14 protein-coding genes are annotated in these 15024 nt (G+C 61.7%); 8 read left to right on the forward strand and 6 right to left on the reverse strand.

Annotated features, from left to right (window positions below; all coding sequences use genetic code 11):
- Positions 1 to 17: 17 nt before the first annotated feature.
- Positions 18 to 2204 carry an ornithine decarboxylase SpeF gene (gene speF / locus EIY72_RS11535; protein ID WP_093223092.1) on the reverse strand — a complete coding sequence of 729 codons (2187 nt, stop codon included), beginning with the start codon at positions 2202 to 2204 and terminating at the stop codon, positions 18 to 20.
- Positions 2205 to 2653: 449 nt separating this feature from the next.
- Between speF and EIY72_RS11540 the strand changes: the two genes are divergently transcribed.
- Positions 2654 to 3442, forward strand: a complete 789-nt coding sequence (locus tag EIY72_RS11540) for a DeoR/GlpR family DNA-binding transcription regulator (protein WP_093223090.1) — start codon at positions 2654 to 2656, stop codon at positions 3440 to 3442.
- A 3-nt stretch (positions 3443 to 3445) separates the two neighbouring features.
- Here EIY72_RS11540 and EIY72_RS11545 read toward each other — a convergent pair whose 3' ends face one another.
- Together EIY72_RS11545 and EIY72_RS11550 are read right to left on the reverse strand one after the other, a co-directional pair.
- Entirely contained in the window at positions 3446 to 4756 is a 1311-nt protein-coding gene (locus EIY72_RS11545) for an ATP-binding protein (protein ID WP_093223088.1), read from the reverse strand.
- The gene (locus tag EIY72_RS11550) at positions 4753 to 5493 is read right to left on the reverse strand and encodes a response regulator (protein WP_093223085.1); all 741 of its coding nucleotides are present in this window, start codon (positions 5491 to 5493) and stop codon (positions 4753 to 4755) included. The genes EIY72_RS11545 and EIY72_RS11550 overlap by 4 nt, the downstream gene beginning before the upstream one ends.
- Positions 5494 to 5784: 291 nt before the next feature.
- Between EIY72_RS11550 and EIY72_RS11555 the strand changes: the two genes are divergently transcribed.
- From EIY72_RS11555 to EIY72_RS11565, 3 genes are all read left to right on the forward strand, one after another.
- Positions 5785 to 6048, forward strand: coding sequence for a DUF2790 domain-containing protein (locus tag EIY72_RS11555; RefSeq protein WP_093223082.1), 264 nt, complete (start codon positions 5785 to 5787; stop codon positions 6046 to 6048).
- A gap of 39 nt (positions 6049 to 6087) precedes the next feature.
- Positions 6088 to 6300, forward strand: a complete 213-nt coding sequence (locus tag EIY72_RS11560; protein WP_093223079.1) for a hypothetical protein — start codon at positions 6088 to 6090, stop codon at positions 6298 to 6300.
- Between the two features lie 132 nt (positions 6301 to 6432).
- Entirely contained in the window at positions 6433 to 7653 is a 1221-nt protein-coding gene (locus EIY72_RS11565; RefSeq protein ID WP_093223077.1) for a cytochrome c biogenesis protein DipZ, read from the forward strand.
- A gap of 18 nt (positions 7654 to 7671) precedes the next feature.
- On the opposite strand, the gene EIY72_RS11570 is transcribed toward EIY72_RS11565, so the two are convergent.
- Both EIY72_RS11570 and EIY72_RS11575 read right to left on the reverse strand, forming a co-directional pair.
- On the reverse strand, positions 7672 to 8139 hold the full coding sequence (locus EIY72_RS11570; protein WP_093223075.1) for a GNAT family N-acetyltransferase: 468 nt from the start codon (positions 8137 to 8139) through the stop codon (positions 7672 to 7674).
- An 81-nt stretch (positions 8140 to 8220) separates the two neighbouring features.
- A complete protein-coding gene (locus EIY72_RS11575; protein ID WP_093223073.1) occupies positions 8221 to 9207 on the reverse strand; it encodes an AraC family transcriptional regulator in 987 nt (328 codons plus the stop codon).
- Positions 9208 to 9385: 178 nt separating this feature from the next.
- On the opposite strand from EIY72_RS11575, the gene EIY72_RS11580 reads away from it, so the two are divergent.
- Positions 9386 to 9655, forward strand: coding sequence for a DUF4242 domain-containing protein (locus EIY72_RS11580; RefSeq protein ID WP_093223070.1), 270 nt, complete (start codon positions 9386 to 9388; stop codon positions 9653 to 9655).
- 44 nt (positions 9656 to 9699) lie between these two features.
- On the forward strand, positions 9700 to 10512 hold the full coding sequence (locus tag EIY72_RS11585) for a class I SAM-dependent methyltransferase (protein WP_093223068.1): 813 nt from the start codon (positions 9700 to 9702) through the stop codon (positions 10510 to 10512).
- A 51-nt stretch (positions 10513 to 10563) separates the two neighbouring features.
- Here the strand turns inward: EIY72_RS11585 and pcsA are convergent, their stop codons facing one another.
- Positions 10564 to 11280 (reverse strand): phosphatidylcholine synthase, encoded by a 717-nt coding sequence (gene pcsA / locus EIY72_RS11590; protein ID WP_093223066.1) that lies wholly within the window; start codon positions 11278 to 11280, stop codon positions 10564 to 10566.
- Between the two features lie 275 nt (positions 11281 to 11555).
- Here pcsA and EIY72_RS11595 point away from each other — a divergent pair, with 275 nt between their 5' ends.
- Together EIY72_RS11595 and ligD are read left to right on the forward strand one after the other, a co-directional pair.
- Complete coding sequence (locus EIY72_RS11595; RefSeq protein WP_093223064.1) at positions 11556 to 12281, forward strand: tellurite resistance TerB family protein; 726 nt, start codon at positions 11556 to 11558, stop codon at positions 12279 to 12281.
- A 121-nt stretch (positions 12282 to 12402) separates the two neighbouring features.
- A complete protein-coding gene (ligD, locus tag EIY72_RS11600; protein ID WP_093223062.1) occupies positions 12403 to 14991 on the forward strand; it encodes a DNA ligase D in 2589 nt (862 codons plus the stop codon).
- Positions 14992 to 15024: the final 33 nt, after the last annotated feature.

The raw sequence follows: 15024 nt of genomic DNA on the forward strand, positions 1-15024 counted from the left end.
GCTCCTGCGGCCTTTTTTCATGCCTTGATTACATAGCCATAGGCCCGTGTACGGCCGTTTTCTTCCTGCTTCAGGTAAACCCCTTGCAGCTCCGGCGTGAAGCCCGGCAGGGAGTTGATGCCTTCTTCCAGCGCGAGGAAGTACTTGAGCACCGCGCCGCCCCAGATTTCCCCCGGCACCACGCAGAGCACACCCGGTGGATAAGGCAGTGCACCTTCGGCAGCGATGCGGCCGTCGGCCTCGGCCAGCGGTATCAGTTCGACGTTGCCACGGATGTATTCGATCTGCGCCTGTTGCGGGTTCATTGCCTTGGTCGGGAAGTGTTCCTTGCGGAACATCTCTTTCTGCAGTTGCTGCACGTTGTGGGTGCGGTAGAGGTCGTGCATTTCCTGGCAGAGCTGGCGGATGGTGTAGTTGCGATAGCGCGCCTCGTTGTTGGCGTAGATCGTCGGCAGCACGCGACTCATCGGCGCATCGTCACTGATGAAGCGCTCGAAGCGGGCAATCTGCGCCGCCAGGTGAGTCATCTTCGCCCAGTCTTCGGCCGGGGTGAGCAGGAACAGGATCGAGTTGAGGTCGCATTTCTCCGGCACGATGCCGTTCTCGCGCAGGAAGTTGGCGAGAATCCCGGCATGGATACCGAAGTCGGTGTAGCTGCCATCGATCGGGTCGATCCCCGGCGTGGTGAACAGCAGCTTGCACGGGTCGATGAAATATTGCTTCTCGGCATATCCGCCGAAGGCGTGCCAGCGATCCTTCGGATGGAATTCGAAGAAGCGGATGTCGTTGGCGATTTCTTCGGTCGGGTAGTCTTCCCAGGCACGGCCTTCAATGGTTCTCGGCACGAACGGCCGCACCAGGGTGCAGGCTTCGAGGATCAGCTTGCGCGCCTCGATGCCGAACTTCACGCAGTCTTCCCACAGGCGCAGGCCACTGCGGCCGGAATGAATCCGCGCGTTGACGTCCAGCGAAGCAAACAGCGGGTAGAACGGACTGGTGGAAGCCTGGGCCATGAACGCGTTGTTCAGGCGATGGTGGTTGCAGTAACGGGCCTGGCCCTTGATGTGGCGGTCCTTCTTGTGCACCTGGGACGCCTGGGAGAAACCGGCCTGCTGCTTGTGCACCGATTGGGTGACGAAGATGCCCGGATCGTTTTCATCGAGTTCCAGCAACAGCGGCGAGCAGTCCTTCATCATCGGAATGAACTGCTCATAACCGACCCACGCCGAGTCGAACAGGATGTAGTCGCAGAGCTTGCCGATGCGGTCGACCACTTGCCGGGCGTTGTACACGGTGCCGTCGTAGGTGCCCAACTGGATGATCGCCAGGCGGAATGGCCGGGCTTCCTGCGCCTTGTCCGGCGCCACTTCGGCAATCAGTTCGCGCAGGTACTCTTCTTCGAAACAGTGGGAATCGATACCGCCGATGAAACCGTAGGGGTTGCGTGCGGTTTCCAGGTAGACCGGCGTCGCGCCGGCTTGCAGCAACGCGCCCTGGTGGTTGGACTTGTGGTTGTTGCGGTCGAACAGCACCAGGTCGCCGGGGGTGAGCAGGGCGTTGGTCACCACCTTGTTCGAGGCCGAGGTGCCGTTGAGCACGAAGTAGGTCTTGTCGGCGTTGAACACCTTGGCCGCGTGTTTTTGCGCCAACAGTGCCGGGCCTTCGTGAATCAGCAAGTCACCGAGTTTGACGTCGGCGTTGCACATGTCGGCGCGAAACAGCGTCTCGCCGAAGAAGTCGAAAAACTGCCGGCCCGCCGGGTGTTTGCGGAAGAACTGGCCGCCCTGGTGACCGGGGCAGGCGAAGGTGGCGTTGGCCGATTCGGTGTATTTTCGCAGGGAGTCGAAGAAGGGTGGCAGCAGCGATGCTTCATAAGCCCGGGCTGCGGTTTCCAGCTGGTTGCCGTGGTATTCGACGTTGGTCCGCGCCAGATCGAAAATCCCGTTCACTTGCAGCAGGACGTCAGTCAGGTGTTTGTAGACTTCCCGTGGATGGGTGTCGGAATCCGGGGAGGCCACGAGGAAAATCGGAATGTCGAAACCGGTGCGTTGAATGGCATCGAGGGCACCAGCCATTACATCGTTGACCGACACCACCGCCACGGCGACGTTGGTGAAGTCGGTATTGTTGAGCGCTACCACCTCCCGAGCATTCTTGAAGGTTGCAGTGGTGCCTTCGCTGGCAGCTATTTTCAAGGGTTTCATCGTGGTGTCTCCAGGCGGGCATTCATTTGTCCGCAGCGTTTTTCAGAGATCGATCGCCGAGGGAGCCTTCCCGTTACCCTGATCGGAAATCGTGTCACCACTGGTTATAGAGCATTTTTTCGATCTGTCAGGCTTTTCCCGGGCTGTTTAAGGAAAGGCTGACAGACGTCAACAAAAAGGGCTGTAACGACGCATTTGTATCAGCTGTGGACCAGCGCTATCGCGAAAGAAACGACGATCATGCAGGCGAAAGCAAAGTTGAGGTTCATGAGGTGTCCATCCGAAACATGAGTGATGGCGCGATTCTGAACAGGTCCCCTGCAAATAAAAAATTCGATGTAATGATGTGAAAGATCGAAAGAAATGATACTTCGCTGGTCGTTGTGTTTAACCGGGGCTTTGGCTAATCTGGTTTAAACACGCAATTTCATGCACAAACGAGCAAAAACATGCACGACCAACATTCCGCCGCCGAACTGCCCCACCTGCGTCGGCAAAAAATCCTCTTGATACTCGAGCGTGACGGCAAGGTCATGGCCTCGGAGTTGAGCCAGCACTTCGCGGTATCCGAAGACACCATTCGCCGCGATCTGGCGGAACTGGCGAGCGCCGGCCTGGTGCAACGGGTGCATGGCGGTGCGCTGCCACGACCGAAAGACACCGGCAAGGATTACTTCACCCGCATCAGCGAAACCGATGAAGTGAAGATGCAACTGGCGCAACTCGCCGCGCAGCGGGTGCAGGACGGGCAGATCGTGGTGTTCGACTCCGGTACCACGACTTTGCAGATCGCGCGCTCGTTGCCGGTGGACATCGCCATCACCGCGATCACTGCATCGCCCATGACCGCGATCACGCTGTCCGAATACAAGGGCATCAAGGTGATCCTGGCCGGCGGGCAACTGAACCCGGCGACGATGTCCGCCAGCGGCCATGAAACCTTGCGTTTGTTGGCCGGTATCAAGGCCGATCTGCTGTTCACCGGGGTTTGCGCGATTCACCCGCAGGTGGGCTTGAGCTCACTGCATTTCGAGGAAGTGCCGGTGAAGCAGGCGATGCTCGATTGCGCCTCCCATGTGATTGCAGTGACCACGGCGGACAAGCTCGGAGCGGTGGAGCCTTTTGTGGTGGCGCCTTGCAACCGGGTGCACACCTTGATCACCGAGCAGCATGTGGCCTCCGGCAATGTCGAGGATTACCGCGCCTTGGGGGTCGAGGTGGTGCAGTGGGTGGGTTGAGTTTTACCGCGGCAATCTGAGCTCGGCACACAAGCCGCCGCCTTCGCGATTGCTCAGGGTCAACGCGCCACCGAGGGCCACCGCCAGTTGCTGGGCAATCGCCAGGCCCAAACCTGTGCCGCCGGTGCTGCGGTTGCGCGAGTTTTCCACGCGATAGAACGGCTCCATGACCTGCTTGAGCAGGTCGTCGGCGATGCCCGGGCCACGGTCCATGACGGTGATGGACAGGCTGCCATCCACCCGGGTTTCTACCCACAGCTCGGCTGCGCCGGCAAATTTCAGGGCGTTGTCCGTCAGATTCACCAGCACCCGGCGCAAGGCGTGGGGACGGGTGTCGATGACGGCGGCGCTCTTGCCGATCAACTGCACGTCCTTGCCCATGTCCTGATAATCGAACACCAGGCTGTCGAGGAACGAGTCGAGGTCGGTGCGCCGGCTTTCCTCGGTGGAACCGTGCACGCTGCGGGCATAGGCCACGCCTTCGCGCACCAGGTGTTCCATTTCGCCGAGGTCGTTCCAGAGTTTGTCTTTCTCGCTGGAGTCGTCCATGAATTCGGCCCGCAGTTTCATGCGGGTGATCGGCGTTTGCAGGTCATGGGAAATCGCCGCCAGCAGTTGCATGCGTTCCTTGAGATACGCGGCGATACGCGCCTGCATCGAATTAAAGGCCTTGGCGGCGTGGGCGACTTCAGTCGGGCCCTTTTCATCGAGGGGCACCGGATGAGCGTTGGGGTCGAGGTTGTCGACCGCTTCCGAGAGGCGGGTGAGGGGACGGATGGCGATGCGCACGGCCAGCCAGGTGCAGGCGATCATCAGGCCCAGTTGCCCGAGCAGGACGATCGGCAGCCAGGGCGACAGTGGCACCATCGAGGGGCGTACGTCGATGGTCAGCGGACTGCCATCGGCGAGCTTTAGGTGCACCTGGAAGTGTTTGTTCGGCCCCGGAATGTCGGTGAAGGTCATCGGATAGTCATGCCCGATTGCGTCCTTGATCGAGGCAATGGCGATGGGCGCGTTGGGCAACGAGGTGTCCATGGGCGTGCCGGGCGAGCCTTCATTGAGCAGGTAGCTGTAGTTGTGCCGTTCCAGTTGTTGCAGCCAGCTGGCCCGTTCCTCGGCGGGCAGGCGGTCGAGGATGGCGATGGAGGTTGAGACGTCGGTCTCGAGGTTGCCGAGCATGGTGTTTTTCGAGGTTTCGTAGCGCTCGTAGTACTGCGCGCCGAAGGACAGGGCCTGGGCAAGAATCAGCCCGATCAGGAAGATCAGCGACAGCCGTGAGGCCAGGGTGCGTGGCCAGCGCAAGGTCCAGCTCATACCGAATCACCGAGGATTTCCACCGGCAGGGAAAACACGTAGCCCTCGCTACGCACGGTCTTGATGTAGGCCGGCTCGCGGGCATCGTCGAGCAGGCGCTGGCGCAGGCGGCTGACCAGCAGGTCGATGGAACGGTCGAACAGGTCGGCATCGCGGCCCTGGGTCAGGTTGAGCAGTTGATCGCGGTTGAGCACCCGCTGCGGATGATCGAGGAACACCCGCAACAAGCGATATTCCGCGCCGCTCAGGGCGACCATGGTGCCGTCGGTGTCGAGCAGGTGGCGGGCCGAGGTGTCCAGGCGCCAGCGACCGAAGGCCAGCAACCGACCGCTTTCGGTCACCACCAGGTTGGGCGGCAGCATGCGCGTGCGCCGCAGCACCGCGTTAATGCGTGCGAGCAGCTCGCGGGCAGCGAAGGGTTTGACCAGGTAATCGTCGGCGCCCATTTCCAGGCCGATGATGCGGTCAGTTTCATCGTTGCGCGCGGTGAGCATCAGCACAGGCGTGGCCTTGTGCTTGCCGGCGCGCAATTCACGGCACAGCAGCAGGCCATCGTCCCCGGGCATCATGATGTCCAGCACTATCAAGTCCACCGGCGTGGTTTCGAGGAACGCACGCATCTGCCGGCCATCGGCGACGACCGTGGTGCGCAGGCCGTTCTTCTTCAGGTAATTGCCTACCAGTTCGCGGATCTCGCGGTCATCGTCAACGATGAGAATGTGATCGACATGCTCCATGTGGCCAAGCCTCTGCAAGTGGGAATGCACACAGTCTATCGGGCCTTGTTCGGCTTGCCCGCTGCCCTTTGTATTGCACTGTATCTAACCGGTCAACGGATACAGGGCGACGCAAAAACGTGGTTTTTCCGGAGGATTGTATCGCTGTGTATCCCGGCCGGGTGTTGATACGCAGCGATTTACATCCGCCGATTTGCGACACATGCGCGATACCTCGCGGGCTTCAAATAGGTTCCATCGAGGCAAGCCCAGACGCCTCGCTCGAACCTTTCACACATTGAGGACCGTGCCATGAACACCAAAGCCATCTACGCCGCCTGCCTGTTTGCCGCGCTGAACATCTGCACCTTGTCGGCCCGCGCCGAAGCCGATGTGGCACACGAAACCTACACCTACGGCAGCCATCCGGACATCCGCAAAGTGGTGTCACTGAGCGAGGACGCCGAGCCTGCCTGCGGGGTCGTCAATGCCCGGCTGACCTACCTGGACTCCCAGGACCAATCCCACGTCCTGGATTACCGCAAGTTTTCCGACAACTGCACTTCGCAAAACTGAATACACCCATCGCCTATCCCTTTGAACAGGAGTTTCACCATGAACAACCTTACCCGCTATCTGACCGCTTTCGCTTTTTCCGTCGCCGGTGTGGCGGCCCACGCCAATGCCTCTGTCGAACAAAGCGCCTGTGGCAGCAGCACCTGCTTTCAAATGACGCCGGTGGCCGAGAAGGGCGATCACGGCTTCCTTGCCGAGAACGGTTCCAGTCACACGCCGCAGGGCCAGTATCTGGACAACCAGACCGCGTGAATATGCCCGCGATGGTCGTGATGACGGGGTTTTACCGACAGCCCGCGTTGTTCTTGCCTCCATCGCGAGCGTGCTCGCTCCTACAGAAATTTGTGTGAACCGCCGCCCCTGTACTTTTCCAAGGTGATCCCCATGTTTCTCATCGCTTTCCTGGGCGGCATATTGACCGTCCTCAGCCCGTGCATCCTGCCGGTCGTGCCTTTTCTGTTCGCCGGGGCCAACCGCTCGCGTGCCGCGATACTGCTTACCCTGACAGGCATGGTCCTGACCTTTGCCCTGGTCTCCAGCCTGGCAGTGGTCAGCAGTGCCTGGGTGATTCAGGCCAGCAACACCGGACGCCATGTGGCGCTGATCGTGATGGTGCTGTTCGCCCTGTCGCTGATTTCCGCCCAAGTCGGTGACTGGCTGGCACGCCCGTTCGTGCTGCTGGGCAATCGGCTTGACCCCAACTCGCGAAAAAACTCCGGCGCCCTGGCGTCGATCATGATCGGTGTAGCCACCGGCCTGTTGTGGGCGCCCTGTGCCGGACCGATCCTCGGCGTGATTCTCACCAGCGCCATGTTGCAAGGCGCCAACGCCGACACCAGTCTGTTGCTGGTTGCCTACGGCGCCGGCAGTGCCTTGTCCCTGGGTACGCTGATCTTCGCTGGTCGCGGTCTGGTCAATCGCCTGAAACCGTCGATACCGGTCACCGGCTGGTTACGCCGTGGCGCTGGCGTGGCGGTGCTGGCCAGTGCTGCTGCGATTGCCACCGGAGCCAGTGACGTGCTGTTGGCCAACACCTCTTCGCAAGGTGTCGGCCAGGTCGAGCAGGGCGTGCTGGAAAGCGTGCCGAAAGTAGTCGATTACCTGGTCAGCAAGGTCAGGGCAGACAACGCCGCAGACAACGCAAAGGGCGCCATGCCTTCGCTGTCCGGTGCGGTGGAGTGGATCAACTCGCCGGCCCTGAGCAATGAATCGCTCAAGGGCAAGGTGGTGCTGGTGGACTTCTGGACCTTCGACTGCATCAACTGCAAGCACACGCTGCCGTATGTGAAGGACTGGGCGAAGAAGTATGCGAAGGACGGCCTGGTGGTGATTGGCGTGCACACGCCCGAGTACGGCTTTGAACGCATCCTCGACAACGTCAGGGCCAAGGTGAAGGAATACGGCATCACCTACCCGGTGGCGATCGATAACAACTACGCGATCTGGCGCAACTTCGATAACCAGTACTGGCCGGCGCACTACCTGATCGATGCCAAGGGGCAGGTGCGCTACACCCACTTTGGCGAAGGCAGTTACGAGGCGCAGGAGCAGATGATTCAACAACTGCTCAAGGAGGCCGGCACCCAGGCCCCCGCTGCAGGTTGAGTCCGCAGGATCAATGGCTCAGAGTTCACGGGACATGAGCCATTGCTCCTTGCCCCATGCCTGGAATCGCTCCAGCGCCGACCAGCCGCGCTGGGCGTAGTAATCGCTGCGGTCTTGGGTGTGCAGGTAGATCCGGCTGACACCGTTGTCCCGGGCCTTGGCGCAAATCCCCTCGATCAGTCGCTGTGCCAGGCCGGTACCGCGGGCCTGAGGTGTGACGAACACACAGGCAAGCCAGGGGCCGAGATCGGGTCGATGAGCCAGATCTGCCCTGGCCAGCGCCGCACCACCGAGCAGCAAATCGTGATCGTGATCCAGGGCGATCAGGCATTTCCAGTCGTCATTGCGCTGGCCCTCGGAGAATTCCCGTTGCCAGTCGGCCAAGGGCTGCTGTGCGTATTCATAGTGAAACTGTCGGTGGATCCAGGCGGCGAAGGTGTCGCTGTGGTGCATGTGTTCGGTGAGCCAGTCCAGGCGAAGCGTCATGGGGTGAGTCCTTTCCGATAAATGTGAGCACCTGCGCGAGCGTAGCGGATTCAGCCGGTTCGGCAACCCGTGCAACACCTCTCAGGACAGCCTCGCCGTTGTCCCGTGTCCACCGCTCACCTGGCTTCGCCGCCATGCCGCCGGCGGCGCGCCGTACTCGCGCCGAAACGCGCGACTGAACGCGGTATCGGTCTGGTAGCCGACTTCCTCGGCGATCTGCAGCAACGTGCCGCTGCCACTGCGCAGCAGGTTGGCGGCCAGCAGCATGCGCCACTGCGTCAGGTACTGCATGGGCGAGACGCCGACCAACAGTTGGAAACGTTCGGCCAGCACCGAGCGGGACGTGCCGGCGGTGCGCGCCAGCTCATCCAGGGTCCAGGCGTGGCAGGGCTTCTGGTGCAGGGCATTGAGCGCGGCGCCGACGATCCGGTCATGCACCGCCGCCAGCCAGCCGGTACGTCCATCGCTCTGTTCGTTCATGTACAGGCGCAGCACCTCGATGAACAACACCTCGGCCAGCCTGGCCAGTAGGCTCGCGCCACCCGGGCGCGGCGAACGGGCCTCGGCCAGGGCATAACGCACCGACGATTCCAGCCAGACTCCGGCGTTGGAGCCGCGCACATTGACTCGCACCACCGCCGGCAAGCCCTTGAGCAGCATGCCCGCCAGGCGTGTTTCACAGGCCAGGTAGCCGCAGACCAGACGCGTCACCGCGCCACCGCCGCCGTAACTCAGCTGGCGTGGACGGCGCGCCAGCACGGCGTCGAGTCGTGCACCGCTGGCCGGCGGCAAACCGGGGGCGGAGCACATGCGGTGGGCGTCGCCCTGGGGGAAGACCACGACATCACCGGCGCGCAATTGCAGGGGCGGCTGGTCACCCAGTTCGACGAAGCATTCGCCCTCGGTGATCAGGTGAAAAATCACCACGCGCTCGGCGCCGGGCTCGAGAAAGGGCGCCGCCGTATCGGCACGGGGCGATTGATAGCACCAGGGCGCGGAGAAGCGCGCGTTGATGAAGATCGCGCCGACCAGGTGCACCACGCGCAAGGTCTGAGACAGAGCATCCATAGGCATTTCCCGTGGTTTTAGCCCTGATTGTGAGCGCTCGGCGGCGCAGCGTGGAATCTCCGGACGATCGGACAGGGTTGAGCGACGATCGGACAGGACGCCACCGCGTGGCAGCGCGATAGTTTGCCCACAGGGCCACTGTCGGTCCTGACATCGATAACAACAAAGAGAGGTTGCCATGCCCAAGTTCGTCATTGAACGCGAGATACCCGGCGCCGGAGCGATGTCGGAAAGAGACCTGAAAGCCGCGTCGCAAAAATCCTGCCGGACGCTGCGTGATCTGCCGGAGGTGCAGTGGCTGCAAAGCTACGTCACCGGGGACAAGCTGTATTGCGTGTACATCTCGCCCAGCGAAGAGCAGATCAGGGAACACGCCCGGCAGAGCGGTTTTCCCGCCAACCGGATTTCCCAGGTCATGAACATCATCGATCCGACGACGGCGGAATAATCGTTCGCGGACTCGATACCGTTGCACTCCCGGAGACTGTGCAGATGAGTACACCCATTGATCTGACTGCCCTGAAAACCCGTCAAATGGCTTCCTGGGCCAGTGGCGACTATGCCGTGATCGGCACCACCTTGCAGATTGTCGGCGAGCAACTGGCCGAAGCCTGTGATCTGTTGTGCGATGAAAAAGTACTGGATGTCGCCGCCGGCAACGGCAACGCCACCCTGGCCGCCGCCCGTCGTGGCTGTCACGTCACCTCCACCGATTACGTCGGTGCCTTGCTCGAGCGTGGCGAACAGCGCGCCCGTGCCGAACACCTGGCCGTGACTTTCCAGGAAGCGGATGCCGAAGCCTTGCCATTCGCCGACGGCAGTTTTGACGCGGTGCTGTCGACCTTCGGTGTGATGTTCGCGCCGGACCAGGGCAAAGCCGCGTCCGAACTGGCGCGGGTCTGTCGGCCAGGTGGCCGCATAGGTTTGGCCAACTGGACGCCTGAAGGATTTGTCGGCCAGATGTTCAAGACCCTCGGCCGCCACCTGCCGCCGCCACCGGGGGCGCAGCCACCGTCTTTGTGGGGCACCGAGGCCTGGCTGCACGAGTATTTCGACGAGCGCGAGTTCCTGCTGCAGGTGACCCGGCGCACGTTCAATTTTCGCTATCGCTCGGCGGCGCATTTCATCGAAGTGTTTCGCCAATGGTACGGCCCGGTCCACAAGGCTTTCGCCGCGCTGCCGGGGGACGCGGCCAAAGCGCTGGAAGCGGATTTCACCGAGTTGCTGAACAGGATGAACAGGGCAGGAGAGCGGTCGCTGGTGCTACCGGGTGAGTACCTGGAGGTAGTCATCACCAGGCGTTGAGTGTCCCTGTGGGAGCGAGCTCGCTCCCACAGAAATTGCGGTGTGGCGGACCTATTTGTGCCCCTCAAACCACTCCAGCGCCGTGCGCCAGAAGCAGATCCCCAGGAAGTAAGCCGACATCAACAGCCACAAGCCCATCACCAGCGGATTGATCACAGGATGGTTGATCACCAGCGACAGGCTGCACAGCAACCAGATGGCAGTCACGGCAATGTTGATCGGCATGAAGCGGCGCACGCGGAACGGGTGCAGGAATTTCATACGGGTGACGGTCAGCAGCGCCAGGCCAATCACCGTGAGCAAGGTGATCCAGGGTGACGGGGCGATGATGTACAGGCACAGGGCAACGACGTTCCAGGCGGCGGGGAAGCCCTGGAAGTAGTTGTCCTTGCTTTTCATGTTGACGTTGCAGAAACAGAACAGCGACGACACCAGAATCAGCGACACCGTGAGCAGCAGGGTGTATTCGGGCAACGGGATATAGCGGTAGATGAACAGCGCCGGAATGAACACATAAGTCAGGTAATCGATGACCAGGTCGAGGATCGAGCCGTCGAAACTCGGCAGCACCGATTGCACATTGACCTTGCGCGCCAGTGCACCGTCCAGCCCGTCGACGATCAAGGCCACGCCGAGCCACAGCAGGCAGTTGGTCGGTTGATTGTCCAGTAAGGAGAGTGTGGCGAGGAAAGCGGTGACCACGCCTGTGGCGGTAAAGCCATGGGCGCCCCATGCTTTGAGCCTGGCGATGTGTAGAGTCGAAATCACGGGGCGTTCTCCAGAAAATGAAGCCAGCCAGTCAACACCCCCACGCATCGGGGCGGCGGCGAACCGGGTCGGTCTGCAGCTATCGACCGGGTTTTCGCGGGTAAGGTTCACCTATGAATCTTAGCTGCGCTGCAAAAAAATACCGTGCAGAAACCCGCGATAAGGCATGAATGGCCGCCCAATCACCCCGGCGTCGGCCCAACGGTGGTGGCACATTCACCTGCGAGGACTATCGTTGCCTGACCGTATAACCCTCTATAAAGGAGGACATGGTCATGAACACCAGCGATCTGCTTGAACAATTACTGCGGGCCGGGCAGGGCTCGATGACACAACAGGGCGGCGCAGCACCGGCGCAGGGCGGTCTCGGCGATCTGGGCGGCTTGCTTGGCGGCCTGCTCGGTGGTGGTGGCGCCAGTGCCAGTGCGGGCGGCGGCGGATTGGGCGGCCTGCTTGGCGGCCTGTTAGGCGGCGGTTCAGCGATGGGCGGCGCCCCGCAGGGTCGTTCCTCAGGCGGCACCAACTACGCGGCGTTAGCCTCATTGGGAATGATGGCGTTCCAGGCCTATCAGACCTGGCAGCGCAGCCAGGCGTCGGCACCGCAAGCGGCCCCGCGCACCGTCGACCTGTTGGCCGGCCCCGAAGCCGACGAGCACAGCCATGCAATCCTGCGCGCCTTGATTGCCGCGGCCAAGGCCGATGGGCGCATCGACGACAGCGAACAGCAGATGATCAGCACGGAAATCGGCCGGCACACCGATGACCCGCAGTTGCAGCAATGGCTCGACGATGAGGTGGCCAAACCGCTGGATGCCAGCGATGTCGCGCAGTCGGCAACCGACCCGGCGATCGCTTCGGAGATGTACCTGGCCAGCGTGATGGTGATCGGTAACCAGGAAGGTGCCGAACGGGACTATCTGGATGAGCTGGCGGCGGCCCTGCAACTCGATCCGCAGCTGCAATTGCACCTGGAGCAGCAAGCCAGGGGCGGCGCGGCCTGAATCCATCGGCGCCCGTTGGTCCGGGCAAACCGAAGGCCGATGGAATTATTGCTCCCAAGGCTCGCTCTGCTGAGTGACAGGCGTGTGGATTCCACGCGTCGGCACGGACAGCAGGTGAGCCATGGGCCGCAACCTCGATGACTACAATCGCATGCGTGACTTTTCGGCGACCTCCGAGCCCGCCGCGAGCAAACGCAGGCACAAAAAAAACGCCTCGGCCCATGCCTTGCAGTTCTGCATCCAGAAGCATGACGCCTCGCACCTGCATTACGATTTCCGCCTGGAACTCGACGGCGCCCTGAAAAGCTGGGCCGTGCCCAAAGGGCCGTCCCTGGACCCCAAGGTCAAGCGCCTGGCGATCCATGTCGAAGACCATCCGCTGGAATACGCGACCTTCGAGGGCAGCATTCCCGAGGGGCATTACGGTGCCGGTGAGGTGATCGTCTGGGATCGGGGCGTGTGGATTCCCGAGGGGGATGCGCAGAAGGGTTATGCCAAGGGGCACTTGAAGTTCGAATTGCAGGGCGAGAAGCTCGCCGGTCTTTGGAACCTGGTGCGCACGCACATGCCAGGCAAGCAGGAACAGTGGTTCCTGATCAAGCATCAGGATGGCGCGGCGCGGCCACAAGGTGACTTTGACGTCCTCGTCGCCGAGCCGGACAGCGTGCTCAGCGACCGCAGCATCGTCACCGCGCCGAAGACAGCCGCGGACAAGCCCGCACCCGCCAGAAAAGCCAGCGCCAAGACAGTAAAAACCGCGTCACCCAAGCTGACAGGGGCGCGTAAAGCCAGGCTGCCCGCCACGCTCAAGCCTGAGCTGGCAACCCTGGTGGAAAGAGCGCCCGAAGGCCAATGGAGCTATGAAATCAAATTCGATGGCTACCGGATCATGGCGCGCATCGATCACGACGACGTGAAACTCATCACCCGCAACGGCCACGACTGGACCCATAAACTGCCCAGGCAGGCCCAGGCGCTGGCCGCGCTGAAACTGGAATCGGCCTGGCTGGACGGAGAAATGGTGGTCACCGACGAAGAGGGTGTGCCGGACTTTCAGGCACTGCAAAACGCCTTCGACGCCGACCGCAGCGACGACATTCTCTATTACCTGTTCGACATGCCCTACCTAAATGGCGTCGACCTGCGCGAGGTACCGGTCGAAGAGCGCCGCACCGCGCTGGCGACCCTTCTGCGATCCAATGAAGAGCCGTTGCTGCGCTTTTCCGAGTCCTTTGCCGAGGAACCGAACGCGCTGCTCAACAGTGCCTGCCAGATGCGCATGGAAGGGTTGATCGGCAAACGCCTGGGCACGCCTTATGTGTCCCGGCGCAGCAGCGACTGGATCAAGCTCAAATGCCAGCATCGACAGGAATTCGTCATCGTCGGCTTCACCGACCCGAAAGGCTCACGTTATGCCTTCGGTGCGCTTCTGCTGGGGCTGCATGATCGCGACAGTGGCGAGTTGCGCTACGCCGGCAAGGTTGGCACCGGGTTCAACGAGGCGACCCTGCGCAGCATCCATGAGCAACTCAAACCCTTGCAGGTGAAAAAGCCGGCGGTGGTCAACCCGCCGAGCGGGTTCGAGGCAAAGGACGTGCATTGGCTCAAACCCAAATTGCTCGCCGAAGTGGCCTTCGCCGAAATGACCCAGGAGGGCTCGGTGCGGCACGCGGTGTTCCATGGCTTGCGCGATGACAAGCCGGCCCGCGACATCACCGAGGAGCGTGGGAAAACCGTGAAGACATCCTCCCCTGCAAAACGCGCTGCCGAGAAGTCGACGACCTCGCGCAAGACGACCACTGTGGCGCCCTCACAAACCGGCCTGGATGAAGGCAAGGTGCGCATCACCCATCCCGAGCGGGTCATCGACGCCGCCAGCGGCACCACCAAGCTGCAACTGGCGCAGTATTACGCCAGCGTTGCCGAGTGGTTCCTGCCCGAACTCAAGGACCGCCCGGTGGCCCTGGTGCGCGCACCGGACGGAATCGGCGGCGAGTTGTTCTTCCAGAAAAACGCCGAGCACCTGGCGATCCCCGGCATTGTGACTCTCGACCAGAAGCTCACAGGGCAACCCATGATGGTCATCAACAACGCCGAAGCGCTGATAGGCGCGGTGCAGATGAGCACCGTTGAACTGCACACCTGGAACGCTACTTCGGACAAGCTCGACAAGCCTGACCGCTTCGTCCTCGACCTCGATCCGGATCCAGCGCTGCCATGGAAACGCATGGTCGAAGCGACTCAGTTGGTGCTGTCGGTTCTGGATGAATTGGGGCTCGCGGCCTTCCTGAAAACCAGCGGCGGCAAAGGTATTCATATCGTCGTGCCCCTGACCCGCAAGGCTGGTTGGGATGAGGTCAAGGACTTCAGCCACGCCATTGTCAGCCACATGGCCAATTTGCTGCCGGAGCGTTTTTCCGCGGTGTCGGGGCCGAAGAACCGCGTCGGGCGGATCTTCATCGACTACCTGCGCAACGGCCTGGGGGCGACGACCATCTGTGCCTATGCGGTACGCACGCGTGAGGGCTTGCCGGTGTCGGTGCCGATCTTTCGCGAGGAGGTGGCGAAGCTCAAAGGGGCTGATCAGTGGAAGGTGCACAACGTGCAGGAACGCCTGGCCGAAGTGGGGGATGAGCCTTGGGCGCAGATGGGCAAAACCCGACAGTCGATCACCGCCGAGATGCGCCGACGGGTCGGGATGAAGAAGTAACGGCGGGTGCAGGCTGTGGCGAAGGAGCAGGCT

Source organism: Pseudomonas vancouverensis (assembly GCF_004348895.1).
Lineage (GTDB): Bacteria > Pseudomonadota > Gammaproteobacteria > Pseudomonadales > Pseudomonadaceae > Aquipseudomonas > Aquipseudomonas vancouverensis.